Origin of the sequence: Pseudomonas putida (assembly GCF_004357765.1) — a bacterium.
Taxonomy (GTDB): Bacteria; Pseudomonadota; Gammaproteobacteria; order Pseudomonadales; family Pseudomonadaceae; genus Aquipseudomonas; species Aquipseudomonas putida_U.
The window spans coordinates 265,758-288,926 of record NZ_SMTE01000004.1 but is presented as its reverse complement, the minus strand read 5'-3'; the positions used below and the strand labels follow the sequence as shown (position 1 = coordinate 288,926).

Genomic DNA, 23,169 nt, shown 5'->3' with positions numbered 1-23,169 from the left:
CGGTACATCGGGCCATGATGGATAGACGACTTGGAGGGCCACGGCAATGGGGCGTCTGACCCGCGTTCCGGTTGCCATGACCCGCTGGGGTCTTGGCATCTGCGCGCTGCTGGCAGTACTCGTCGCGTTGTATGTCAGCCTCGGACGGCAACTGGTGCCGCTGGTGGCCGAGTACCGCGCAGACGTTGAAACCAAGGCCGAGCAGGCCTTGGGCCTGCCGGTGCACATCGGTGCGCTCGAAGGGCGTTGGAGCGGCCTGGTGCCCGTGCTGCGCCTGCGTGATTTGCAGCTGGGCGAGGGGGCTTCGGCCCTGCGCCTGGACGATGTGCGGGTCATGCCCGATCTGTGGGGCAGTCTCATGGCCCGCCAGGTGCGTCTGGCGCACATCGAGCTCAGCGGCCTGCAATTGATCGCCCGGGAAGACGAGCAGGGCGGCTGGGCCCTCGAAGGCCTGCCGAAGAAAGACGATGCACCGCTGGATCCGGCCGAAACCCTGGAACGTCTGGAGCGGTTGGGGCGGGTCGACGTCTTCGACAGCCAAGTCACCTTGCAGCCTTGGCAGCGCGATCCGCTGACACTCACCTATGTCAGTCTCGGTTTGCAGGCCGGCGCTTCGCGCCAGGCCCTCGACCTGCGGGCCACCTTGCCCGATGGTCAGCCCCTTGCGTTGAACCTGCGCAGTCGCGCTACCGCCGATGCCTGGCGCCAAGGCAGTGCCGAGGTCTACCTGAGCTTGCCGCAGAGCGACTGGTCGCGTTGGCTGCCGCCGCGGCTGTTGGGCCAGTGGCAGGCGCAAGCCCTGCGCGCCGGTGGCGAATTCTGGATCGATTGGCGTAAAGGGGGGCTCGAACGAGCGGTGGTGCGCCTCAATGCGCCCGAGCTGCGCGGTGCCTACACCGGGCGCAAAGCGGTGAAGCTGGACAACCTCGCCCTGGGGGCCTGGTTCCAGCGCCGTGAGCAGGGGTTCGACGTCGTGGTCGACTCACTCGCCGCCAGCATGGGTGAAAAACGCTGGGAGTCCCACCTGCAGCTGCAACAGCGTGAGGGGCAGGATGCAGGGGGACCGACCTGGCAGGTTCAGGCGGACCGTCTCGACCTTACGCCATTGACGCCATTGATCGATGCCCTCGCGCCACTGCCGGAGAAGCTCATGGCGGTGGTCGATGGCCTGAAGGTGACCGGTACCCTGCGCAATGTGCGCCTGGATATCCGACCCAAGGCAGAAGGCGATCAACGTTTACAGTTCGCCGCCAACCTGGACAAGGTCGGCTTCGACGCATACCACGGCGCGCCGGCTGCCGGCAACGTCAGCGGCAGCATCAGCGGCGACTTGGGGCATGGCGAATTGCGCCTGGATAGCGACGCCTTCATGCTGCATCTGTATCCGATCTTCGGAAAACCCTGGCATTACCAGAAGGCCAATGCGCGGCTGACCTGGGCGCTGGACCAGGAAGGCTTCACCCTCATCGCGCCCTATATCAAGGTGCTCGGTGAGGAGGGCAAGATCGCCGCAGACTTTCTCATCCGGTTGTTCTTCGAGCCTGGACACGAAAGCTACATGGACCTGCGGGTGGGCCTCACCGACGGCGATGGCCGCTACACCGCCAAATACCTGCCCGAAGTCCTCAGTCCGGCCTTGGACGAGTGGCTGCGTAGCGCCATCGTCAAAGGCAATGTCGAGCAAGGCTATTTCCAGTACCAGGGCTCGCTCAACCATGGTGCCCCGGCTGAGGCTCGCAGCATCAGCCTGTTTTTCAAGGTCAATGACGCGGCGCTCGACTTCCAGCCCGGCTGGCCCCAGGTGCAGCATGTCGATGGCGATGTCCTGATCGAAGACAGCGGCGTGCGTATCAAAGCGCGTCATGGGCTGTTGCTCGATACCCAGGTCAGCGACGTCAACGTCGACATTCCACATGTGGAGGAGGGCCAGCACAGTCACTTGCACCTGGATGGCGACTTTGCCGGCACCCTTGGCGATGGCCTGAGGATTCTCAAGCAAGCTCCCATCGGCACCGGCGAAATCTTCGCCGGCTGGGAAGGCGAAGGCCCGTTGAGCGGCAAGATCAAGCTGGACATTCCGTTGGCTCATGGTGAGCAGCCGAAGGTGCTGGTGGATTTCGCCACCCACGATGCTCGTCTCAAGATCGCGCCACCGACGTTGGAACTCAGTCGCCTGAAAGGTGATTTCAGTTTCGACCTGGACAAAGGCTTGAGTGGCAAGGGCATCAATCTGCAGGCGTTTGGCAAACCGGTGACCGCACAGATCGTCGCCCAGGGCGCGCCGGGGCAGATGCAGACGCGCATCGAAGCCAGCGGCCAGGTGGCGCTCAAGGCCCTGACCGACTGGTTGCAGTTCGACCAGACGCTACCGGTTTCGGGCGAACTGCCCTACCAGTTGCAGGTCAACCTGGGCAAACGCGACAACAGTCTGAATGTCCGCTCGTCGCTCAAGGGCCTGGCCATGGACCTGCCGGCCCCTTTCGGCAAGTCAGCCGCCGAGACCCGCGACGGTCGTTTCAGCATGAACCTGCAAGGCGCCGAACGTCGTTTCGATGCAGCTTACGACGAGTTGGCGCGGCTCGCCTATGCAGCACCCGCCGACAAGCTGGCCCAGGGCCGTGGCGAGTTGCTGCTGGGCGCTGGCACGGCGCAACTGCCGACCGGCCAAGGCCTGCGTGTTCGTGGCCGGCTGCAAACCCTCGACCTGGCCCCTTGGCAGGCTCAGGCCGAACGGCTGGGCGGCAGCGATCCCGGTGGCAGCGCCCGACAGAGCCTGCAGAGTGTCGACCTGAGCATCGGCCAGCTCAAGGCCTTCGGTATGGATCTGAACCAGGCCGTGGTGCGCCTGGCCCGCAGTGGTCCGGCCTGGGATCTGCGCCTGGACAGCCGAGAGGTGATCGGCAATGCCCGGCTACCGGACGCCAAGGGCGCAGCGATGGCGGTGCGCCTGCAGACTTTGCGGCTGCCGGCGGCCGATCCGTCCCAGGCGCAGGACGAAGACGGGCCGGATCCACTTGCTGACTTCGACCCGCGTAAAGTGCCGGCCCTGGACCTGTCCATCGACAAGCTCTACCGTGGCGATGACTTCTACGGCAGTGCTGCGATCAAGTTACGTCCTACCCCCCGCGGGGTCTCAGCAGACGACATCGACCTGTCGTTCAAGGGGCTGCGGGTCGACGGCAGCGGTGGTTGGGAGGGCGTGCCGGGGGCCACCAGCAGTTGGTACAAAGGCCGGCTGGATGGCAAGAACCTGGGCGACGTGCTCAAGGCGTGGGGCTTCGCGCCGACCGTCACCAGTCGCGACTTCCGCCTGGACGTCGATGGTCGCTGGCCCGGCTCGCCAGCCTGGGTCGGTCTCAAGCGTTTCTCCGGCAGCATGGACGCGGCGTTGCGCAGCGGCCAGTTCGTCGAGGTGGAAGGCAGTGCCCAGGCACTGCGGGTGTTCGGCTTGCTCAACTTCAATGCCATTGGCCGGCGTTTGCGCCTGGACTTTTCCGACCTGTTCTCCAAAGGCTTGGCCTACGATCGGGTCAAGGGCCTGCTGGTAGCCAGCGACGGGGTGTATGTCACCCGCGAACCGATCACCGTCACCGGGCCTTCCAGCAATTTCGAACTCGAGGGCACCTTGGACATGGTTCGCGATCAGGTCAACGCCAACCTGCAGGTATCCCTGCCGGTCACCAATAACCTGCCCCTGGCAGCACTGATCGTGGGTGCACCGGCAGTGGGCGGCGCCTTGTTCCTGGTGGACCGCCTGATCGGCGATCGGGTGTCGCGTTTCGCCAGCGTGCACTATCGCGTCGAGGGACCGGTCAAAGAGCCTAAAATCACATTTGTGAAACCTTTCGATAAATAAAGCCAGGGATAACCATGAAGGCAGCGGTGATCCAGATGGTCAGCCAGGACGATGTGCTGGCCAACCTGCAACGTGCTGGCGCTTTGCTCGAGCAGGCGGCCATGGCAGGCGCACGGCTGGCCGTGCTGCCGGAAAATTTCGCGGCCATGGGGCGGCATGATGCCGCCGCCATTGGTCGCGCCGAGGCTTCGGGCGATGGACCGATCCTGCCCTGGTTGAAACGCACTGCCCGCGACCTCAGGTTATGGATAGTCGGTGGTACCTTGCCGCTACCACCGCAGGGTCAACCAACGGCCAAGGCCCACGCCTGCTCCCTGCTGATCGACGAGCATGGCGAGATTGCGGCGCGCTATGACAAGCTGCACCTGTTCGATGTGGACGTGGCCGATCAGCGGGGTCGTTATCGTGAGTCCGACGACTATGCCCACGGCTCCCAGGTAGTGGTCGCTGACACACCCGTCGGGCGGCTCGGCTTGAGTGTCTGCTATGACCTGCGTTTTCCGGAGCTTTACAGCGCCTTGCGCGCTGCCGGAGCAGAATTGATCACCGCTCCGGCCGCGTTCACTGCCGTGACCGGAGCGGCGCACTGGGAAGTGCTGATCCGCGCACGGGCCATCGAGACCCAGTGCTACGTGCTGGCCGCTGCCCAGGGCGGTATCCATCCAGGGCCACGGGAAACCCATGGCCACGCGGCGATCGTCGACCCCTGGGGGCGGATCGTTGCTGAACGGGCGCAAGGCGAAGCGGTATTGCTGGTCGAGCGCGACATCGATGAACAGGCGTCCATACGGACGCGCATGCCGGTGGTTTCGCACCGGCGCTTTTTCTCGCAGGACGCATTGCGGCCTGCGCACACCGCGGAGTGAATATGAGCCAGATGTTATCCACCGTCAGCGAGCAGCTCCTGGCCCCCGGCGGGCTGACCCTGGACAGCCTGCAGGCTGTGCTGGGCGAGCTGGCCGGCCCCGGTATCGACGCTGCCGATCTGTATTTCCAAGGCCAGGTCTCCGAGACCTGGGCGCTGGAAGACGGCATCGTCAAGGAAGGTAGCTTCAACCTCGACCAGGGCGTGGGTGTAAGGGCCCAGTCTGGCGAGAAGACTGGCTTTGCCTACAGCAACGCCATCAATCTCGAAGCGCTGACGTCCGCGGCCCGTGCCGCCCGATCGATTTCGCGTGCCGGTCAGAACGGCAAGGTCCAGGCGTTTCGCACCCAGGACGTACCGGCCCTGTATGGGGCGGACAATCCGCTGGAGGTGCTCAGCCGCGCCGAAAAGGTCGAGCTGCTCAAGCGCGTCGACGCAGCGACCCGAGCCCTGGATCCACGCATCCAGCAAGTCAGCGTGAGCATGGCCGGGGTCTGGGAGCGGATTCTGATCGCTGCCGCCGATGGCAGCCTGGCCGCCGATGTGCGGCCTCTGGTGCGTTTCAACGTGAGCGTCATCGTCGAGCAGAACGGCCGGCGTGAGCGTGGTGGGCAGGGCGGCGGCGGGCGTACCGACTACCGCTTCTTCACCGAGGAACGGGTCATGGGCTATGCCCGCGAGGCCCTGCGTCAGGCCCTGGTCAATCTCGAAGCGATTCCCGCTCCCGCTGGCACCCTGCCAGTGGTATTGGGCTCTGGCTGGTCCGGTGTGCTGTTGCACGAAGCAGTGGGCCATGGCCTGGAAGGTGATTTCAACCGCAAGGGGAGCTCGGCGTTCAGTGGTCGGATCGGCGAGAAAGTCGCTTCGAGCCTATGCACCATCGTCGATGACGGCACCCTCGAAGGCCGCCGTGGATCGCTCAGCGTCGATGACGAAGGCACCCCGACCGAATGCACCACGCTGATCGAGAACGGCATCCTCAAGGGCTACATGCAGGACAAGCTCAATGCCCGCCTGATGGGCATGGCGGTTACCGGCAACGGCCGCCGGGAGTCCTATGCGCATCTGCCGATGCCACGCATGACCAACACCTACATGCGTGCCGGCGAAAGCGACCCGCAGGAGATCATCGCCTCGGTGAAGAAGGGCATCTACTGCGCCAACCTCGGCGGCGGGCAGGTCGACATCACCAGTGGCAAATTCGTGTTCTCCACCAGCGAGGCGTACCTGATCGAGGACGGCAAGATCACTGCGCCGGTCAAGGGCGCGACGCTGATCGGCAACGGCCCCGAGGCCATGAGTCGGGTATCGATGGTCGGTAACGATCTGGCCCTGGACAGCGGCGTGGGGACGTGCGGCAAGGATGGGCAGTCGGTGCCGGTGGGCGTCGGGCAGCCAACCTTGAAACTGGATGCGATCACCGTGGGTGGGACGGGGGCTTGATGACCCGGCGCGCCTATGTGGAAGCAGGTGTGGCTGCCTCCACGGGCACCCCGGCGATCAGCGCAGACCGCGCTGCAGTTCGTCGAGTTCGCGGATGTACTTGAACACCTTGCGCGCAGCGGCAGGCGGTTTGTTGCGCGCCTTTTCGTGCTGGGCATGGCGGATCAACGAGCGTAGCTGCTGGCGATCGGTGTCGGGGTACTCGTTGACGAAACGTTCGAGGTCTTCGTCGTTACCGTCGATCAGTCGGTCGCGCCAGCGCTCGAGGCCGTGGAAGCGCTCGTTGTACTGGCGTGTGGAGCTGTCGATCTGCTCCAGCACGGCATGGATGGCGTCCAGGTCCTGGACACGCATCAGCTTGCCGACGAACGACATGTGCCGCTTGCGTGCGCCGTGGGCGGTGTGCTTGGAGGCTTCGTCAAGGGCCTTGCGCAGTTCGTCGGTCAGCGGCAGTCGCGCCAGTGTATCGGCCTTGAGCGTGGTGAGGCGCTCGCCGAGTTCGACCAGGGCATGCAGCTCGCGCTTGATCTGGGTTTTGCTTTTTTCGCCGTCGAAGGCGTCGTCGTATGAATCAACCATGGTGGCAGTCCGCTTGGGTTTTTATGAAAAGTCGCCGAGCGGCGAGCAGGCAAGGCGAAAACAGGCGAGGAAGCGGAGTTTACAGGTTGTAAATGAGCATTCCGAGCCTGTTTTCAACGCAGCATGGTCGTCGCGCAGGCACTTTTCGTACAAAGCATAGAAATTGCCGCCATGATAACCAGCCGGGGGCCGCTTGTCCGGCCCGGTCGTAGAATGACCTTTGCCGAACGAAGAATTTGAGTGGAGAAAACCATGAGTGCAGTCCAGAGCGTAGGCCCCAAGGACCTGCCAGCATTGCAGGAGCAGGTCGAGGCAATCGTCGCCGAGGCGCGCCGCCAGGGCGCCAGCGCTTGTGAGGTGGCGGTATCGTTGGAGCAGGGCCTGTCCACCAGCGTGCGTCAGCGCGAGGTGGAGACGGTCGAGTTCAACCGTGACCAGGGTTTTGGCATCACCTTGTACGTCGGCCAGCGCAAAGGCTCGGCGAGTACCTCGGCAAGTGGTCCGGAGGCGATCCGCGAAACCGTTGCCGCTGCTCTGGCCATTGCCAAGCACACCTCCGAGGATGAATGCGCCGGCCTGGCCGATGCGGCGTTGATGGCCCGGGAAATTCCGGACCTCGATCTTTATCATGACTGGGCACTGGAGCCTGAGAAGGCCATCGAGATGGCCCTGGAGTGCGAGGCTGCAGCGTTCGATGCAGACCCGCGCATCCTCAACGCCGACGGCACCACACTCAACACTCACCAAGGTTGCCGGGTATATGGCAACAGCCACGGCTTCATCGGCAGCTACGCCTCGACCCGACATAGCCTCAGCTGCGTGATGATCGCCGAAGGCGAGGGGCAGATGCAGCGCGACTACTGGTACGACGTCAACCGCCAGGGCAACCTGTTGGCAGACCCACGCAGCATTGGCCGGCGCGCCGCGCACCGCGCGGCCAGCCGCCTGGGTGCGCGTCCGGTGCCGACCTGCGAGGTACCGGTGCTGTTCTCCGCAGAGCTTGCCGGTGGCTTGTTCGGCAGTTTCCTGTCGGCGATCTCCGGCGGCAACCTGTACCGCAAGTCATCCTTCCTCGAAGGGGCGATCGGGCAACGCCTGTTCCCATCCTGGTTGTCGCTCGACGAGCGCCCGCATATTCCCCGGGCCCTGGGGAGCGCCGCATTCGATGGCGACGGCCTGGCGACCTATGCCAAACCGTTCGTCGACAAGGGCGAGCTGGTGTCGTACCTGCTCGGCACCTACTCCGGGCGTAAGTTGGGGCTGCCGAGCACGGCCAACTCCGGTGGTGTGCATAATCTTTATGTCAGCCATGGCGTCGAGGATCAGGCAGCTTTGATTCGGCGGATGGGACGCGGCCTGCTGGTGACCGAGCTGATGGGGCACGGTTTGAACATGGTGACGGGGGACTACTCCCGAGGTGCGGCGGGCTTCTGGATCGAGAACGGCGAGATTCAGCATGCCGTGCAGGAAGTGACCATCGCCGGCAATATGAAGGACATGTTCCAGCAAATCGTGGCAATTGGCAGCGATCTTGAGACACGCAGCAACATCCATACGGGTTCTGTGCTGATCGAGCGGATGACTGTCGCGGGTAGTTGATCCACGGCCTGTGCAGGCACCAGGCATTTTCCAGATATCTTCAATACTCCAGAGACCCGGCCACCGCGCCGGGTTTTTCTTTCATCAGTTTCTTGTTGAAGTGATTCTATTTATCAATTAATAATGAATATCATTACCTGCTTTCGGCGATGATCTTCATGAAAACCGTCCTCCACGAACTGCCCTACCTGGAAAACTGGCGCTGGCTCAGCCGACGCATCCGCTGCGCCCTCGAGCCCGACGAGCCACGCCTGATCGAGCACTACCTGGCCGAAGGTCGTTATCTGGTGTGCTGCACCCAGACTTCGCCATGGACGGTGGCATTGACCTCTTTCCGCCTGCTCCTCGATACCGCCTGTGACCGCATGCTGCCCTGGCATTGGCGCTGCCTGTGCCTGGATCAGGCCTGGCGCCCATTGCTGCAGTTGCGCAACCTCGATCGCCAGGAACAGAACCAGCGTTGGCAGCCTTACGCCTTGCAACTGGCCAACTGCGTGCTGCTGCCTTCGATTTCCCCCGATGATCTGATGCAAGGACTTGATGATGACTGACACCCGAATCGAACGTGACAGCATGGGCGAGCTGCAGGTGCCGGCCCAGGCCCTGTACGGTGCGCAGACCCAGCGTGCGGTGAATAACTTCCCGATCAGTGGCCAGCGCATGCCGGCCCAGTTCATTCGCGCGCTGTTGCTGGCCAAGGCGGCTGCGGCCAAGACCAACGTCGAGCTGGAGCAACTGACGCCTGCTCAGGGCCAGGCCATCGTCAGTGCCGTCGAGCAGTTGCTGGCAGGGGATTTCATCCAGCATTTCCCGGTGGATGTTTTCCAGACAGGCTCCGGCACCAGTTCCAACATGAATGCCAACGAGGTGATCGCTACCCTGGCCAGCCGTGTGCTCGGTGAACCGGTCAATGCCAACGACCACGTCAACTGTGGCCAAAGCAGCAATGACATCATCCCCACCACCATTCACGCCAGCGCTGCACTGGCGTTGCACGAACAGCTGCTCCCTGCGCTGGAACACCTGGTGCAGGTGATCCAGGTCAAGTCCGCACAAGTGCATCATTACGTCAAGACTGGCCGTACCCACCTGATGGATGCCATGCCGGTGCGCATGAGCCAGGTGCTAGACGGCTGGGCTGCGCAGCTCGGCGCCGCCAAGGCGCACATCGAAGCGACCCTGCCGAGCCTTCAGTCCCTGGCTCAGGGCGGCACTGCCGTAGGCACCGGGATCAACGCCTACCCGCAGTTCGCTGCGGGCTTCTCCCGCCAGCTCAGTAGCCTCACTCAGATCGAGTTCACCCCAGGGCAAAATCTGTTTGCCCTGATCGGCTCCCAAGATACCGCCGTGGCGTTGTCGGGCCAGCTCAAGACCACCGCAGTGGCGCTCATGAAGATCGCCAATGACCTGCGCTGGATGAACTCCGGCCCCCTGGCCGGGTTGGGCGAGATCGAGTTGCAGGGCCTGCAGCCAGGTTCGTCGATCATGCCGGGCAAGGTCAATCCGGTGATTCCCGAGGCCACCGCCATGGTCGCCGCTCAGGTGATCGGCAACGACGCCACCATCGCCGTGGCCGGGCAGTCAGGCAACTTCGAGTTGAACGTGATGCTGCCGGTGATCGCACGCAATCTGCTGGAAAGCATCGAGCTGATGGCCAATGCCAGCCGTCTGCTGGCCGACAAGGCCATCGCCAGCTTCAAGGTCAACGAAGGCAAGCTCAAGGAGGCCCTGGCGCGCAACCCGATTCTGGTCACGGCCCTGAACCCGATCATCGGTTACCTCAAGGCAGCGGAGATCGCCAAGACCGCCTACCAGCAGGGGCGCCCGATCATCGACGTGGCGCTGGAACACACCGATCTGTCGCGCGACCAGCTGCAGGCGCTGCTGGACCCGGAAAAACTCACTGCTGGCGGTATCTGAAGCGCCACAGCGGCCTGAAGAGAAACGTCATCCGATGCACCGCTTCGTACCCTGCCTACGGAATTCACTGACATGCCTCATACCTTGCCTGCACTGCCTTACGCCTATGACTCACTCGAACCGCACATCGATGCTCAGACCATGGAAATTCATCACAGCAAGCACCATCAGGCCTATATCAATAACCTGAACGCCGCCATCGAAGGCAGCGAGTGGGCCGACTGGCCGGTGGACAAGTTGGTGGCCGCGGTCAAGCAACTGCCAGCGAATCTGCAAGGCGCAGTGACCAACCAAGGCGGCGGTCACGCCAACCACAGTTTGTTCTGGACCGTCATGTCGCCCCGCGGTGGTGGGCTGCCGCAAGGCCAGGTCGCCCAGGCCATCGACTCCGAGTTGGGCGGTTTCGAGGCGTTCAAGGAGGCGTTCACCAAGGCCGCGCTGTCGCGCTTTGGCAGTGGCTGGGCATGGCTGACCGTCACCCCGCAGCGTGCGCTGGTGGTAGAGAGCAGCGGCAACCAGGACAGCCCATTGATGCACGGCAATACACCGATCCTTGGCCTGGATGTCTGGGAGCACGCGTATTACCTCAAGTACCAGAACCGTCGCCCGGAATACATCGGTGCGTTCTACAACGTCATCGACTGGGCGGAGGTGGAACGCCGCTATCTCGAAGCCTTGAAGTGAGCCGACTGGCATGCGCTCAAAGGTGATGTCTGTCAGCAGCGTGCGCCTGTTCCGGATGGCGGTGGGTACTTTGCTGTTGCTAGTGGGGACTGCGTTGCTGGTGGCTCGTGGCATTGCCTGGCTGGATCTGGAGCCGCGCATGCTGCGCGCAACCTCGGCAACTCCGGGACACCCACGCCAAGCCAGTTACTCGCCTTCGTCGAAGAAGTTCTCGATCAATGCCACGAGCGCGTCCATGGCTTCGCCGTCCTGCTCGCCTTCGGTATGCAGGTGCACCTGGGTGCCTTTGCCAGCGGCCAGCATCATCACGGCCATGATGCTCTTGCCGTCCACCAGTTTGTCCGGTGCGCGACCGACCCGGACCTGGCAGGGGTAGCGCCCGGCCACGCCGACGAACTTGGCGGCCGCGCGGGCGTGCAGGCCAAGTTTGTTGATGATGGTGATTTCGCGGGCGGGCATTGTACGGTGGGTCCTGTGGGCTAGAGGTCGCGGTGGCGGACCTGAACGTTTTTCAGGGATTGCTGCAGCAATTGGCCGAGGCGTTCGGTGATGTATACCGAGCGGTGATGCCCCCCCGTGCAGCCTATGGCGATGGTGACATAGGCGCGGTTGCTGGCGGCGAAGCGTGGCAGCCATTTCAGCAGATAGGCGGCGATATCGTTGAACATCTCTTCGACATCCGGCTGGGCTGCCAGATAGTCGATCACCGGCTGCTCGAGCCCGGAATGCTCGCGCAGTTCCGGTTTCCAATAGGGGTTAGGCAGGCAGCGTACGTCGAACACCAGATCGGCATCGACCGGCATGCCGCGCTTGAAACCGAACGACTCAACCAGGAACGCGGTACCGGGTTCGGGTTGATTGAGCAGGCGCAGCTTGATCGAGTCGCGCAACTGGTACAGGTTGAGGCTGGTGGTGTCGATCTTCAGATCGGCCAGGTCGGAAATCGGTCCCAGCAACTCGCTTTCGACGCGGATGGCCTCGGCCAGCGAGCGGTTGGCGTTGGTCAGCGGATGGCGCCGGCGAGTCTCGGAAAAGCGTTTGAGCAGCGTGTCTTCGTCAGCGTCGAGAAACAGCACGTCGCATTGAATATGACGGGCACGGGCTTCTTCGAGCAGCTCTGGGAAGCGCGACAGATGACTGGGCAGGTTCCGTGCATCGATTGACACCGCCACCTTGGGTTGCAGAAGCTCGGTGTTGATCAGGGCATTTTCCGCCAACTGCGGGAGCAGGCCGGCGGGCAAATTGTCGATGCAGTAGTAACCGTTGTCTTCCAGGACATCGAGGGCGGTGCTCTTGCCAGAGCCAGACCGTCCGCTGACGATGATCAGGCGCATGTTCAGGACTCGTTCTGTACGTCCAGGACAACCTGGTACAAGGCTTCGCTGCTGTTGGCGCCACGCAGGCGATCGCGAACCTCCTTGCGATCGAGCATGCTGGCGATCTGGCGCAGCAATTCGAGGTGGGCATCGGTTGCAGCTTCCGGCACCAACAGCACGAACAACAGGTCGACCGGTGCGCCATCGATGGCGTCATAGTCGATCGGGGCGTCCAGGTGCAGCAGAGCGCTGACGGGGGCAGTGCATCCTTCGATCCGGCAATGGGGAATGGCGATGCCATTGCCGAACCCGGTGGAGCCGAGCTTTTCACGAGCGATGAGCTTTTCGAAGACGTCTTGCATCTCCAGCTCGGGTACTTGTTCGGCAATCAGGTTGGCGACCTTTTCCAGGGCGCGCTTCTTACTGCCACCCGGCACGTTCACGAGGGAACGGCCGGGGGTCAGGATGGTTTCAAGTCGGATCATGGATGAGGGGTATCAGCGAGCTGCTGCACCTTGCAGCAGGCTTTGCTGTTTTTCCTTGTGTTTTTTCAGTTGGCGGTCGAGCTTGTCGGCCAAGGCGTCGATCGCTGCATACATGTCTTCGTGTTCTGCGTTGGCAACCACTTCGCCGCCGGGAATCTGCAAGGTCGCTTCGACCTTCTGCTGCAGCTTCTCGACCTTCATGATGACCTGCACGTTGGTGATCTTGTCGAAGTGACTCTCCACGCGGGCGAGCTTTTCAAGCACGTAATCGCGCAGCGGCTGGGTGACTTCTACATGCTGTCCACTGATATTGACTTGCATACAGCTTCTCCTTTATTGCCCGTGCATAAGGAGGCAGGTATTGCACCTGCCCCGAAAACGCGTTGGCATACCCAGGGGCTACATCAGTCGCTTGCGCTCACTCGACGGTGCGATGCCGAGGGACTCGCGGTACTTGGCGACGGTGCGACGGGCTACCTGGATGCCTTGTGCCTCCAGTAAACCAGCGATCTTGCTGTCACTCAATGGCTTTTTCTGATTTTCCGCAGCCACCAGTTTCTTGATGATTGCGCGAATCGCCGTGGACGAGCATTCGCCGCCTTCGGCGGTGCTGACGTGGCTGGAGAAAAAGTATTTCAGTTCGTAGATGCCACGGGGCGTGTGCATGTATTTCTGCGTGGTCACCCGGGAAATGGTCGATTCATGCATGCCCACTGCCTCGGCGATGTCGTGCAGCACCAGGGGCTTCATCGCCTCGTCGCCGTGGTCGAGGAAGCCGCGCTGGTGCTCGACGATCTGCGTCGCGACCTTCATCAGCGTTTCGTTGCGGCTCTGCAGGCTCTTGATGAACCAGCGCGCCTCTTGCAGCTGATTGCGCATGAAGGTGTTGTCGGCGCTGGTGTCGGCGCGCCGTACGAAGCCTGCATACTGCGGGTTGACCCGCAGGCGGGGGATGGCTTCCTGGTTCAGTTCGACCAGCCAGCGGTCGCTGTCCTTGCGCACGATCACGTCCGGCACCACGTACTCCGGCTCGCTGGACTCGATCTGCGAGCCCGGGCGGGGATTGAGGCTCTGCACCAGCTCGATCACCTGGCGCAGTTCATCTTCCTTGAGCTTCATGCGGCGCATCAACTGGCTGTAGTCGCGGCTGCCGAGCAGGTCGATGAAGTCGCTGACCAGGCGCTGGGCCTCGGCCATCCATGGCGTGTTCTTCGGTAATTGACGCAGTTGCAGCAGCAGGCATTCGCCCAGGTTGCGGGCTCCGACGCCGGCCGGCTCGAATTGCTGGATGCGGTGGAGCACGGCCTCGACTTCGTCGAGTTCGATGTCCAGTTCGGGGTCGAAGCCCTGGCAGATTTCCTCGAGGGTGTCTTCCAGGTAGCCCTGGCCGTTGATGCTGTCGATGAGGGTGACGGCGATCAGGCGATCGGTGTCGGACATCGGCGCCAGGTTCAACTGCCACAGCAGGTGGCTCTGCAGGCTCTCGCCAGCGGAGGTGCGAGTGGTGAAGTCCCACTCGTCGTCATCGTTGCTGGGCAGGCTGCTGGCGCTGGTCTGGTAGATGTCTTCCCAGGCCGTGTCGACCGGAAGTTCGTTGGGGATGCGCTCGTTCCACTCACCTTCTTCCAGGTTCTCGGCACTGGCCGTGGTTTCCTGGAAGCTGTTGTCCTGGGCTTCGGCAACCGGCTTGTTCTCGGCGTTGTCCGCCATCGGGTCGCTGTTGTCGAAGTCTTCGCCGTCTTCCTGACGTTCGAGCATCGGGTTCGACTCCAGCGCTTCCTGGATTTCCTGCTGAAGATCCAGGGTCGAAAGCTGGAGCAGACGGATGGCCTGTTGCAACTGCGGGGTCATCGTCAGTTGCTGGCCCATTTTTAGGACGAGCGATGGTTTCATGGCTGGGGCTAAATACCTTGTTCGCCGGCGCGCATGCGCCATCCACTACAGGGCGCCGAGGCGCTGAATTCAAGCAAGTTTTATGCCTTAATTTGTAGCGTTTGCCTAGAGCACTGTAACAACTTAGGCCAGCTTGAGCCCCGTTTACCAGTGCCCAGGCAAGCCCGGGTCAGAGTCGGAACTCGTGGCCCAGGTATACCTCTTTCACCAATTCATTGGCCAGGATGGTTTCGGCGTCGCCTTCGGCGATCAACTGGCCATCATTGACGATGTAGGCGGTCTCGCAGATATCCAGCGTCTCACGGACGTTGTGGTCGGTGATCAGTACACCGATACCCTTGGCTTTGAGGTGATGGATGATCTGCTTGATGTCGCCGACGGAAATCGGGTCGACCCCTGCGAACGGTTCGTCGAGCAGGATGAATTTCGGTGCGGTGGCCAGGGCGCGGGCGATCTCGACACGGCGGCGTTCGCCACCTGAGAGGCTCATGCCGAGGTTGTCGCGGATGTGGCTGATGTGGAATTCCTGCAGCAGGCTTTCGAGCTCTTTGCGTCGCCCGTCACGGTCGAGGTCCTTGCGGGTCTCGAGAATGGCCATGATGTTGTCGGCCACCGACAGCTTGCGGAAGATCGAGGCCTCCTGTGGCAGGTAGCCGATGCCGGCGCGAGCTCGACCGTGCATGGGCTGGTGGCTGACGTCGAGGTTGTCGATCAGTACACGGCCCTGTTCGGCCTGGACCAGGCCGACGATCATGTAGAAGCAGGTGGTCTTGCCGGCGCCGTTGGGGCCTAGCAGGCCGACGATCTGGCCGCTGTCGATGGACAGGCTGACGTCGCGTACGACCTGTCGGCCCTTGTAGCTCTTGGCCAGGTGCTGGGCTTTGAGGGTTGCCATTTACTCGGCCTTCTTCTTCGGCTGGATGACCATGTCGATGCGTTGGCGCGGAGAGGTCACGTTGCCACCGCGACCTGCGGTCGCCACCTGGGTCTTGGTGTTGTAGACGATTTTCTCGCCTTCGGTGGTGTTGCCCTCGTTCTCGACCTTGGCGCGGTCGGTGAGGATCACGATGTCTTTCTGGGCCTGGTACTGGATGGTCACCGCCCAGCCTTTCATCTTGTCGGGCTTGGCTGCGCTCTGCTGCTGCTCGAAGTAGGCCAGGTTGCCCACCGAGGTCACCACGTCGATGTCGCCCGATTGGGCGCGGGTGATGGTCACGGTGTTGCCTTTGATCATCATCGAGCCCTGGGTGATGATGACATCGCCGGTGTAGGTGGCTACGCCTTGCTTGTCGTCCAGGTGAGCGTTGTCGGCCTGGATACGGATCGGCTGGTCACGGTCGTTAGGCAGGGCGAAGGCGCTCGCGCTTCCCAGTGCTGCGCTCAGGCTGAGCAGAAGGGGGAGGGTTTTAACGAGCCTCATACTGTCCTCTTACGTTAGAGAGCAAGTCCATCTTGCTTTCTTTCAAATACGCTTTCATTCCTTTGCCCGTAGTTGTGCCACCGGCGCCGTCGATTCTAACGGCTTGATCGGTCTGCGCATATTGCTTCTGCGGGAAGACGGTCATGCGTGAACTGGTAATGATGGTTTCGCGCTGCTTTTCGTCGGTGCGGGCCACGCGAACCTTGTCGATCAGCTCCACCTCGGTGCCGTCCGGATTGACTTCGGCGCGAACGCTCTGTACGTGCCAAGGGTACGCGGTGCCCCGGTACAGGTGCAGGTCGGGTGTGGTCACCAGGGTGACCTCGCTGGCCTTGAGGTGCTCGACCTTGTCGGCGGTCATCTCGTACTGCAGCTTGCCGTCGGGCAGGAACTGCAAGGTATGGGCATTGACCGCATAGTAGTCGATGGCGCTTTCGTCGACCTGTGCCACCGGCTTGTCGAGGAAGCTCTCGGGGCTGACGTTCCAGTAGCCGACGGCCACCAGCAGGGCGGCGATGACCCCGAGCAGCGCGATGTTTCGGGCTTTCTTGCTGAACATGGGCAGCCTTAGAGGTAGTTGGCGTTGGCAGCGTCCAGGGTACCCTGGGCCTGCATGATCAGTTCGCAGAACTCGCGGGCGGCCCCTTCGCCGCCACGTGCCTGGGTCACGCCGTCGGCGTGCTGGCGAACGAACGGTGCGGCGCTGGCTACCGCCATGCCCAGGCCGACGCGGCGAATCACCGGCAGATCAGGCAGGTCGTCACCCAGATAGGCGACCTGCTCATAGCTTAGGCCCAGTTCGGCGAGCAGGCCGTCCAACACCACCAGTTTGTCTTCGCGGCCCTGGTACAGGTGCGGTATGCCGAGGTTCTTCGCCCGGCGCTCGACTACCGGCGTCTTGCGTCCGCTGATGATCGCCGTGGTCACCCCGGAAGCCATCAGCATCTTGATGCCCTGGCCGTCGAGGGTGTTGAAGGTCTTGAATTCGCTGCCATCTTCGAGGAAGTACAGGCGCCCATCGGTGAGCACGCCGTCGACGTCGAATACGGCCAGCTTGATGGCCTTGCCGCGTTGCATCAGGTCTTGGTTCATTTACATCACTCCGGCGCGCAGCAGGTCGTGCATGTTCAGGGCGCCGGACGGGCGGTCGTCCTGGTCGACCACCACCAGCGCGCCAATCTTGTGGTCTTCCATGATCTTCAGGGCCTCGGCGGCGAGCATTTCGGCGCGGGCGGTCTTGCCGTGCACGGTCATCACCTGGTCGATCAAGGTGGTGTGCACGTCGATGTTGCGGTCCAGGCTGCGACGCAGATCACCGTCGGTGAACACGCCGGCCAGTTTGCCGTCTGCTTCGAGGACCACGGTCATGCCCAAACCTTTGCGAGACATTTCAAGGAGTGCGTCCTTGAGCAGGGTGCCACGTTTCACCGATGGCAGCTCGTCGCCGCTGTGCATGACGTTCTCGACCTTGAGCAGCAGGCGTCGTCCGAGGGCGCCGCCGGGATGCGAGAAGGCGAAATCCTCGGCAGTGAAGCCGCGGGCCTCGAGCAGCGCGATGGCGAGGGCGTCGCCAAGCACCAATGCCGCCGTGGTCGAGGAGGTGGGCGCCAGGTTCAGCGGGCAGGCCTCCTGCGGGACGCGGGCATCGAGATTGACCTCGGCGGCCTGGGCCAGGGGCGAGTCGGGGTTGCCGGTAAGGCTGATCATCTGGATGCCCAGGCGCTTGATCAGCGGCAGCAGGGTGACGATCTCGGCGGTGCTGCCGGAGTTGGACAGGGCCAGGATGACATCGTCGCGGGTGATCATGCCCATGTCGCCGTGGCTGGCTTCGGCAGGGTGCACGAAGAATGCCGGGGTTCCGGTGCTGGCCAGCGTGGCGGCGATCTTGTTGCCGATGTGTCCGGACTTGCCCATCCCGACCACGACGACCCGGCCCTTGCTCGCCAGGATCAGCTCGCAGGCCTTGACGAAACTGGCGTCGATACGTGCCAGCAGGCCCTCCACGGCTTCGAGTTCAAGGCGCAGGGTACGCTGGGCGGATTGGATCAGCTCGCTGGATTGGCTCATGTCGAAAAAGCAATGCCTGATGAAAAGGCGCCGATTATAGCGGCAATGTGCAAAAGCCTCATCATTCGATTGTCACATGGCGACAGGGTTGCCTGTCGCCGGGCTGAACGAGCGCGGTGATGGCCTTGGGGACGGGCGGTCAGCGGTGCTATAGTTCGCCGCTATTCGGCCCGTCAGGGATGCGTGTGCCTTCATGAAGGGGGCCAGCGTCCATAAGGACGAGGTTGCATCAGCAAGGAGTCTAGATGAGTGTGGATAGCGCCTACGCGGTCGAGTTGAAGGGTGTCACCTTCAAGCGCGGTTCGCGCAGCATTTTCAGCAACGTCGACATCCGCATCCCGCGTGGCAAGGTCACTGGGATCATGGGGCCGTCGGGTTGCGGCAAGACCACGCTGCTGCGCCTGATGGGCGCGCAGCTGCGCCCCTCGAGCGGCGAGGTGTGGGTGGCCGGGCAGAATCTGCCGGCGCTGTCGCGCAGCGACCTGTTCGATGCGCGCAAGCAGATGGGCGTGCTATTCCAGAGCGGCGCCCTGTTCACCGACCTCGACGTGTTCGAGAACGTGGCGTTTCCGCTGCGGGTGCATACACAGCTGTCGGACGAAATGATCCGCGACATCGTCCTGATGAAGCTCCAGGCGGTGGGCCTGCGCGGTGCCATCGACCTGATGCCCGACGAACTCTCCGGCGGTATGAAGCGTCGTGTGGCGTTGGCCCGGGCGATCGCCCTGGACCCACAGATCCTCATGTACGACGAGCCGTTCGTCGGCCAGGACCCAATCGCCATGGGCGTGCTGGTGCGTCTGATCCGCCTGCTCAACGATGCCCTGGGCATCACCAGCATCGTGGTGTCGCACGACCTGGCCGAAACCGCCAGCATCGCCGACTACATCTACGTGGTCGGTGATGGTCAGGTGCTCGGTCAAGGCACGCCCGACGAGCTGATGGGCTCGGACAATCCGCGTATCCGCCAGTTCATGAAGGGCGACCCGGACGGTCCGGTGCCATTCCACTTCCCTGCGCCTGATTACCGCGCCGACCTGCTGGGAGCGCGGTGATGCGCAAGAAATCCTTACTCGAACGTATCCGCCTGTTCGGTCGCTCGGCGATCGACGTGCTGGCGGTCCTGGGGCGCTCCGGCCTGTTCCTGTTCCATGCGCTGTTTGGCCGGGGTGGAATCGGCGGTGGCTTCCAGCTACTGACCAAACAGCTGTATTCAGTGGGCGTGCTGTCGCTGGCGATCATCGTCGTTTCCGGCGTGTTCATCGGCATGGTGCTGGCGCTGCAGGGCTATAACATTCTGACCAAGTACGGGTCGGAGCAGGCGGTGGGGCAAATGGTTGCACTGACCCTGCTGCGCGAGCTCGGACCGGTGGTCACCGCGCTGCTGTTCGCTGGCCGTGCAGGCTCGGCGCTGACCGCCGAGATCGGCAACATGAAGTCCACCGAGCAGCTGTCGAGCCTCGAGATGATCGGCGTCGACCCGCTCAAGTACATCGTCGCACCACGCCTGTGGGCCGGTTTCATCTCGCTGCCGCTGCTGGCGCTGATCTTCAGCGTGGTCGGCATCTGGGGTGGTTCGTGGGTCGCGGTCGACTGGCTGGGCGTCTACGAAGGCTCGTTCTGGGCCAACATGCAGAACAGTGTGTCCTTTACCGACGACGTGCTCAACGGGCTGATCAAGAGCCTGGTGTTCGCCTTCGTCACCACCTGGATCGCCGTGTTCCAGGGGTATGACTGTGAGCCCACCTCCGAGGGGATCAGCCGTGCCACCACCAAGACCGTGGTCTACGCCTCGTTGGCGGTACTGGGTCTGGACTTTATTCTGACCGCCTTGATGTTTGGAGATTTCTGATGCAAAACCGCACCCTGGAAATCGGTGTCGGCCTGTTCCTCCTGGCCGGGATCCTGGCGCTGCTGCTGCTGGCCCTGCGTGTCAGCGGGCTTTCCGCCAGCCCGAGCAGCGATACCTACAAAGTTTATGCGTACTTCGACAATATCGCCGGTTTGACGGTCAGAGCTAAAGTGACCATGGCCGGTGTGACCATCGGCAAGGTCACCGCCATCGATCTGGATCGCGATTCCTACACGGGTCGGGTGACCCTGCAGTTGGACAAGTCGGTCGACAACCTGCCGACCGACTCCACTGCCTCGATCCTGACCGCCGGATTGCTTGGCGAGAAGTACATCGGCATCAGCGTGGGCGGTGAAGAAGACGTGCTCAAGGATGGCTCGACCATCCATGACACCCAGTCTGCGCTGGTGCTGGAAGATCTGATTGGCAAGTTCCTGCTCAATACCGTGGGCAAGGAACCGAAAGAAGCGCAACCGGCTAATTAAGGAGTTTCCATGATTTCGATCCTGCGACGTGGCCTGCTGGTCCTGCTGGCGGCCTTCCCTCTGCTGACCTTTGCAGCCGCGCAGTCGCCGCACGACGTGGTTCAGAGCACGACCAACGAACTGCTCGGCGACCTCAAGGCCAACAAGGAGCAGTACAAGTCCAACCCCAGCGCCTTCTACGATGCGCTCAACCGCATCCTTGGCCCGGTAGTGGACGCCGAGGGTATTTCGCGCAGCATCATGACCGTCAAATACTCGCGCAAAGCTACGCCCGCACAGATGCAGCGCTTCCAGGAAAACTTCAAGCGCAGCCTGATGCAGTTCTACGGCAACGCCTTGCTCGAGTACAACAATCAGGGCATCACCGTCGATCCGGCCAAGTCCGATGACGGCAAGCGCGCCAGCGTCGGCATGAAAGTCACCGGCAACAACGGCGCCGTGTACCCTGTGCAATACACCCTGGAAAACATCGGTGGCGAGTGGAAGGTCCGTAACGTGATCGTCAACGGCATCAACATCGGCAAGCTGTTCCGCGACCAGTTCGCCGATGCCATGCAGCGCAACGGCAACGACTTGGACAAGACCATCGACGGTTGGGCTGGCGAGGTGGCCAAGGCCAAGCAGACCGCCGAGAACTCGCCTGAAAAGGAAGTGCAATGAGCGAGGCCGCTGTAAGCATGGCCGAGCCAGGTGTATTGCGCCTGGCCGGGGTGCTCGATTACCGCAGCGGCCCGGCCCTGCGCAAGCAGGGCAAGGGGCTGATCGCCTCCTGTCGCGAATCACGCCTGGTGCTCGATTGCTCTGGCGTGGTCAAGACCAGCAGTGTCGGCTTGTCGCTGCTGCTGGCGTTCATCCGTGATGCCCAGGGCGCCGGCAAGGCCTGTGAGGTGCGCGGCATGCCCGACGACATGCGGGAAATCGCCGAGGTCTACGACCTCGATGAGGTATTGGCAAGCTGACCGCTTGCCCGAGTGAAAGGCCCCTCGGTCAGCGTACTCCTCTGTTGGGCTTCGCAGGCGAGGGGCTTTTTTGTATGATGGCCGACCCGTGCGCATCGGGCGCCGATTGAGGTTGAGCATGCAGGCCGTAGAAGTTAAAAGCTTCCTTGAAGAAAAATTGCCGGGATCCCGGGTTGAAGTTGAAGGCGAAGGCTGCAACTTCCAATTGAACGTGATCAGCGACGAGCTGGCCGGCCTGAGCCCGGTCAAGCGCCAACAGGCGATCTATGCTCACCTGAATCCCTGGATCGCCGATGGCAGCATCCATGCGGTAACCATGAAATTTTTCAGCAGCGCAGCCTGGGCTGAGCGCACCTGAGCCAACTTGGCGGCGAGACTCCAATGGACAAACTGATTATCACTGGCGGCGCGCGTCTCGACGGCGAGATCCGCATTTCGGGCGCGAAAAACGCGGCCCTGCCGATCCTGGCGGCGACCTTGTTGGCCGATGGCCCGGTCACCGTGGGCAACCTGCCACACCTGCATGACATCACCACCATGATCGAGTTGTTCGGTCGCATGGGCATCGAGCCTGTGATCGACGAAAAGCTCGCGGTGGAAATCGACCCACGCACCATCAAGACCCTGGTCGCACCCTACGAGCTGGTCAAGACCATGCGCGCCTCGATCCTCGTGCTGGGCCCGATGGTCGCCCGTTTCGGCGAGGCCGAAGTGGCCCTGCCAGGCGGTTGCGCCATCGGCTCGCGCCCCGTCGACCTGCACATCCGCGGCCTCGAGGCCATGGGTGCGAAGATCGAGGTCGAAGGTGGCTACATCAAGGCCAAGTCGCCTGAAGGTGGCCTGCGTGGCGCGCACTTCTTCTTCGATACCGTCAGTGTGACCGGTACCGAGAACATCATGATGGCAGCGGCTCTGGCCAAAGGTCGCAGCGTGCTGCAGAACGCCGCCCGCGAGCCTGAAGTGGTCGATCTGGCCAACTTCATCAATGCCATGGGCGGCAAGGTACAGGGCGCCGGCACCGACACCATCGTCATCGATGGCGTCGAGCGTCTGGATTCGGCCAACTACCGCGTCATGCCGGACCGTATCGAGACCGGTACTTACCTGGTCGCCGCTGCCGTCACCGGCGGTCGCGTCAAGGTCAAGGACACTGATCCGACCATCCTCGAAGCGGTACTGGAAAAGCTCAAGGAAGCCGGCGCCGACATCACTACCGGCGAAGACTGGATCGAGCTGGACATGCACGGCAAGCGTCCCAAGGCCGTCAACCTGCGTACCGCTCCGTACCCGGCATTCCCGACCGACATGCAGGCGCAGTTCATCTCGCTCAACGCCATCGCTGAAGGTACTGGCGCGGTGATCGAGACTATCTTCGAGAACCGCTTCATGCACGTCTACGAGATGCACCGCATGGGCGCGCAGATCCAGGTCGAGGGCAATACCGCCATCGTCACTGGTGTCCCGGCGCTCAAGGGTGCACCCGTCATGGCTACCGACCTGCGGGCCTCGGCCAGCCTGGTGCTGTCGGCCCTGGTTGCAGATGGCGATACCCTGATCGATCGCATCTACCACATCGACCGTGGCTACGAATGCATCGAAGAGAAACTGCAGATGCTCGGCGCGAAGATCCGCCGCGTACCGGGCTAGTCGCCCGCTGGCGCAAAGTGTGCGAGCGGGCTGGCCCGCTCCCACACACGAATTGAATACGGTCGGGCCTGTACCCGGCCGGCTGTAGCCGCTTAAGGA

Annotated in this window: 25 protein-coding genes and 1 pseudogene; 15 read left to right on the top strand and 11 right to left on the bottom strand. The window is 62.6% G+C overall.

The annotated features are described in order from the left end of the window. Positions 1-46 precede the first annotated feature (46 nt). The 3 genes from E2H86_RS07860 to tldD are packed head-to-tail and all read left to right on the top strand — an operon-like array spanning position 47 to position 6,164. Positions 47-3,856 (top strand): YhdP family protein, encoded by a 3,810-nt coding sequence (locus tag E2H86_RS07860; RefSeq protein ID WP_133326400.1) that lies wholly within the window; start codon positions 47-49, stop codon positions 3,854-3,856. A gap of 14 nt (positions 3,857-3,870) precedes the next feature. Beyond that, positions 3,871-4,722 carry a carbon-nitrogen hydrolase family protein gene (locus tag E2H86_RS07855; RefSeq protein ID WP_133326398.1) on the top strand — a complete coding sequence of 284 codons (852 nt, stop codon included), beginning with the start codon at positions 3,871-3,873 and terminating at the stop codon, positions 4,720-4,722. A gap of 2 nt (positions 4,723-4,724) precedes the next feature. Beyond that, positions 4,725-6,164 (top strand): metalloprotease TldD, encoded by a 1,440-nt coding sequence (gene tldD, locus E2H86_RS07850; protein ID WP_133326396.1) that lies wholly within the window; start codon positions 4,725-4,727, stop codon positions 6,162-6,164. A gap of 57 nt (positions 6,165-6,221) precedes the next feature. Here tldD and yjgA read toward each other — a convergent pair whose 3' ends face one another. Next, positions 6,222-6,743, bottom strand: a complete 522-nt coding sequence (gene yjgA, locus E2H86_RS07845; RefSeq protein WP_133326394.1) for a ribosome biogenesis factor YjgA — start codon at positions 6,741-6,743, stop codon at positions 6,222-6,224. Positions 6,744-6,995: 252 nt separating this feature from the next. Here yjgA and pmbA point away from each other — a divergent pair, with 252 nt between their 5' ends. The 5 genes and pseudogenes from pmbA to E2H86_RS07820 all read left to right on the top strand — a co-directional run. Next, complete coding sequence (gene pmbA / locus E2H86_RS07840; RefSeq protein ID WP_133326392.1) at positions 6,996-8,342, top strand: metalloprotease PmbA; 1,347 nt, start codon at positions 6,996-6,998, stop codon at positions 8,340-8,342. Positions 8,343-8,491: 149 nt separating this feature from the next. After that, entirely contained in the window at positions 8,492-8,893 is a 402-nt protein-coding gene (locus tag E2H86_RS07835; RefSeq protein WP_133326390.1) for a FagA protein, read from the top strand. Continuing rightward, the gene (locus tag E2H86_RS07830) at positions 8,886-10,262 is read left to right on the top strand and encodes a class II fumarate hydratase (protein ID WP_133326388.1); all 1,377 of its coding nucleotides are present in this window, start codon (positions 8,886-8,888) and stop codon (positions 10,260-10,262) included. The genes E2H86_RS07835 and E2H86_RS07830 overlap by 8 nt, the downstream gene beginning before the upstream one ends. 72 nt (positions 10,263-10,334) lie before the next feature. Then, positions 10,335-10,946, top strand: a complete 612-nt coding sequence (locus tag E2H86_RS07825) for a superoxide dismutase (protein WP_133326386.1) — start codon at positions 10,335-10,337, stop codon at positions 10,944-10,946. Between the two features lie 10 nt (positions 10,947-10,956). Beyond that, positions 10,957-11,097, top strand: a pseudogene (locus E2H86_RS07820) (ZIP family metal transporter); the annotation flags it as partial. A 35-nt stretch (positions 11,098-11,132) separates the two neighbouring features. On the opposite strand, the gene E2H86_RS07815 reads toward E2H86_RS07820, so the two are convergent. The 10 genes from E2H86_RS07815 to E2H86_RS07770 form a co-directional block, all read right to left on the bottom strand. Next, positions 11,133-11,405: an HPr family phosphocarrier protein gene (locus tag E2H86_RS07815; RefSeq protein ID WP_133326384.1), complete on the bottom strand. Its 273-nt coding sequence runs from the start codon at positions 11,403-11,405 to the stop codon at positions 11,133-11,135. 20 nt (positions 11,406-11,425) lie between these two features. Beyond that, positions 11,426-12,280 (bottom strand): RNase adapter RapZ, encoded by an 855-nt coding sequence (gene rapZ, locus E2H86_RS07810; RefSeq protein ID WP_133326382.1) that lies wholly within the window; start codon positions 12,278-12,280, stop codon positions 11,426-11,428. Between the two features lie 2 nt (positions 12,281-12,282). Continuing rightward, the gene (ptsN, locus tag E2H86_RS07805) at positions 12,283-12,747 is read right to left on the bottom strand and encodes a PTS IIA-like nitrogen regulatory protein PtsN (RefSeq protein WP_133326380.1); all 465 of its coding nucleotides are present in this window, start codon (positions 12,745-12,747) and stop codon (positions 12,283-12,285) included. 12 nt (positions 12,748-12,759) lie between these two features. Next, positions 12,760-13,068 carry a ribosome hibernation-promoting factor, HPF/YfiA family gene (gene hpf, locus E2H86_RS07800; RefSeq protein ID WP_003255135.1) on the bottom strand — a complete coding sequence of 103 codons (309 nt, stop codon included), beginning with the start codon at positions 13,066-13,068 and terminating at the stop codon, positions 12,760-12,762. A 78-nt stretch (positions 13,069-13,146) separates the two neighbouring features. Then, positions 13,147-14,640: an RNA polymerase factor sigma-54 gene (locus E2H86_RS07795; protein ID WP_133326378.1), complete on the bottom strand. Its 1,494-nt coding sequence runs from the start codon at positions 14,638-14,640 to the stop codon at positions 13,147-13,149. A 169-nt stretch (positions 14,641-14,809) separates the two neighbouring features. After that, positions 14,810-15,535 carry an LPS export ABC transporter ATP-binding protein gene (lptB, locus tag E2H86_RS07790; protein ID WP_133326376.1) on the bottom strand — a complete coding sequence of 242 codons (726 nt, stop codon included), beginning with the start codon at positions 15,533-15,535 and terminating at the stop codon, positions 14,810-14,812. After that, the gene (gene lptA, locus E2H86_RS07785; RefSeq protein ID WP_133326374.1) at positions 15,536-16,060 is read right to left on the bottom strand and encodes a lipopolysaccharide transport periplasmic protein LptA; all 525 of its coding nucleotides are present in this window, start codon (positions 16,058-16,060) and stop codon (positions 15,536-15,538) included. Further along, a complete protein-coding gene (gene lptC, locus E2H86_RS07780) occupies positions 16,047-16,619 on the bottom strand; it encodes an LPS export ABC transporter periplasmic protein LptC (protein WP_133326372.1) in 573 nt (190 codons plus the stop codon). The genes lptA and lptC overlap by 14 nt, the downstream gene beginning before the upstream one ends. Before the next feature lie 8 nt (positions 16,620-16,627). Next, positions 16,628-17,152: a KdsC family phosphatase gene (locus tag E2H86_RS07775; RefSeq protein ID WP_133326371.1), complete on the bottom strand. Its 525-nt coding sequence runs from the start codon at positions 17,150-17,152 to the stop codon at positions 16,628-16,630. Continuing rightward, entirely contained in the window at positions 17,153-18,127 is a 975-nt protein-coding gene (locus E2H86_RS07770) for a KpsF/GutQ family sugar-phosphate isomerase (protein WP_133326369.1), read from the bottom strand. Positions 18,128-18,372: 245 nt separating this feature from the next. On the opposite strand from E2H86_RS07770, the gene E2H86_RS07765 reads away from it, so the two are divergent. The 7 genes from E2H86_RS07765 (at position 18,373) to murA (ending at position 23,070) form a co-directional block, all read left to right on the top strand. Continuing rightward, positions 18,373-19,182, top strand: a complete 810-nt coding sequence (locus E2H86_RS07765; protein ID WP_133326367.1) for an ATP-binding cassette domain-containing protein — start codon at positions 18,373-18,375, stop codon at positions 19,180-19,182. Beyond that, entirely contained in the window at positions 19,182-19,979 is a 798-nt protein-coding gene (gene mlaE, locus E2H86_RS07760) for a lipid asymmetry maintenance ABC transporter permease subunit MlaE (protein ID WP_133326365.1), read from the top strand. The genes E2H86_RS07765 and mlaE overlap by 1 nt, the downstream gene beginning before the upstream one ends. Next, complete coding sequence (mlaD, locus tag E2H86_RS07755) at positions 19,979-20,464, top strand: outer membrane lipid asymmetry maintenance protein MlaD (protein WP_133326363.1); 486 nt, start codon at positions 19,979-19,981, stop codon at positions 20,462-20,464. Before mlaE ends, mlaD begins: the two co-directional genes overlap by 1 nt. A gap of 9 nt (positions 20,465-20,473) precedes the next feature. Then, the gene (locus tag E2H86_RS07750; RefSeq protein WP_133326361.1) at positions 20,474-21,124 is read left to right on the top strand and encodes an MlaC/ttg2D family ABC transporter substrate-binding protein; all 651 of its coding nucleotides are present in this window, start codon (positions 20,474-20,476) and stop codon (positions 21,122-21,124) included. Beyond that, positions 21,121-21,423 (top strand): STAS domain-containing protein, encoded by a 303-nt coding sequence (locus E2H86_RS07745; protein WP_133326359.1) that lies wholly within the window; start codon positions 21,121-21,123, stop codon positions 21,421-21,423. The genes E2H86_RS07750 and E2H86_RS07745 overlap by 4 nt, the downstream gene beginning before the upstream one ends. Positions 21,424-21,541: 118 nt before the next feature. Further along, positions 21,542-21,781, top strand: a complete 240-nt coding sequence (locus E2H86_RS07740) for a BolA family protein (RefSeq protein ID WP_133326357.1) — start codon at positions 21,542-21,544, stop codon at positions 21,779-21,781. Positions 21,782-21,804: 23 nt separating this feature from the next. Next, positions 21,805-23,070 carry a UDP-N-acetylglucosamine 1-carboxyvinyltransferase gene (murA, locus tag E2H86_RS07735; RefSeq protein ID WP_133326355.1) on the top strand — a complete coding sequence of 422 codons (1,266 nt, stop codon included), beginning with the start codon at positions 21,805-21,807 and terminating at the stop codon, positions 23,068-23,070. The last annotated feature ends 99 nt before the right edge of the window (positions 23,071-23,169 follow it).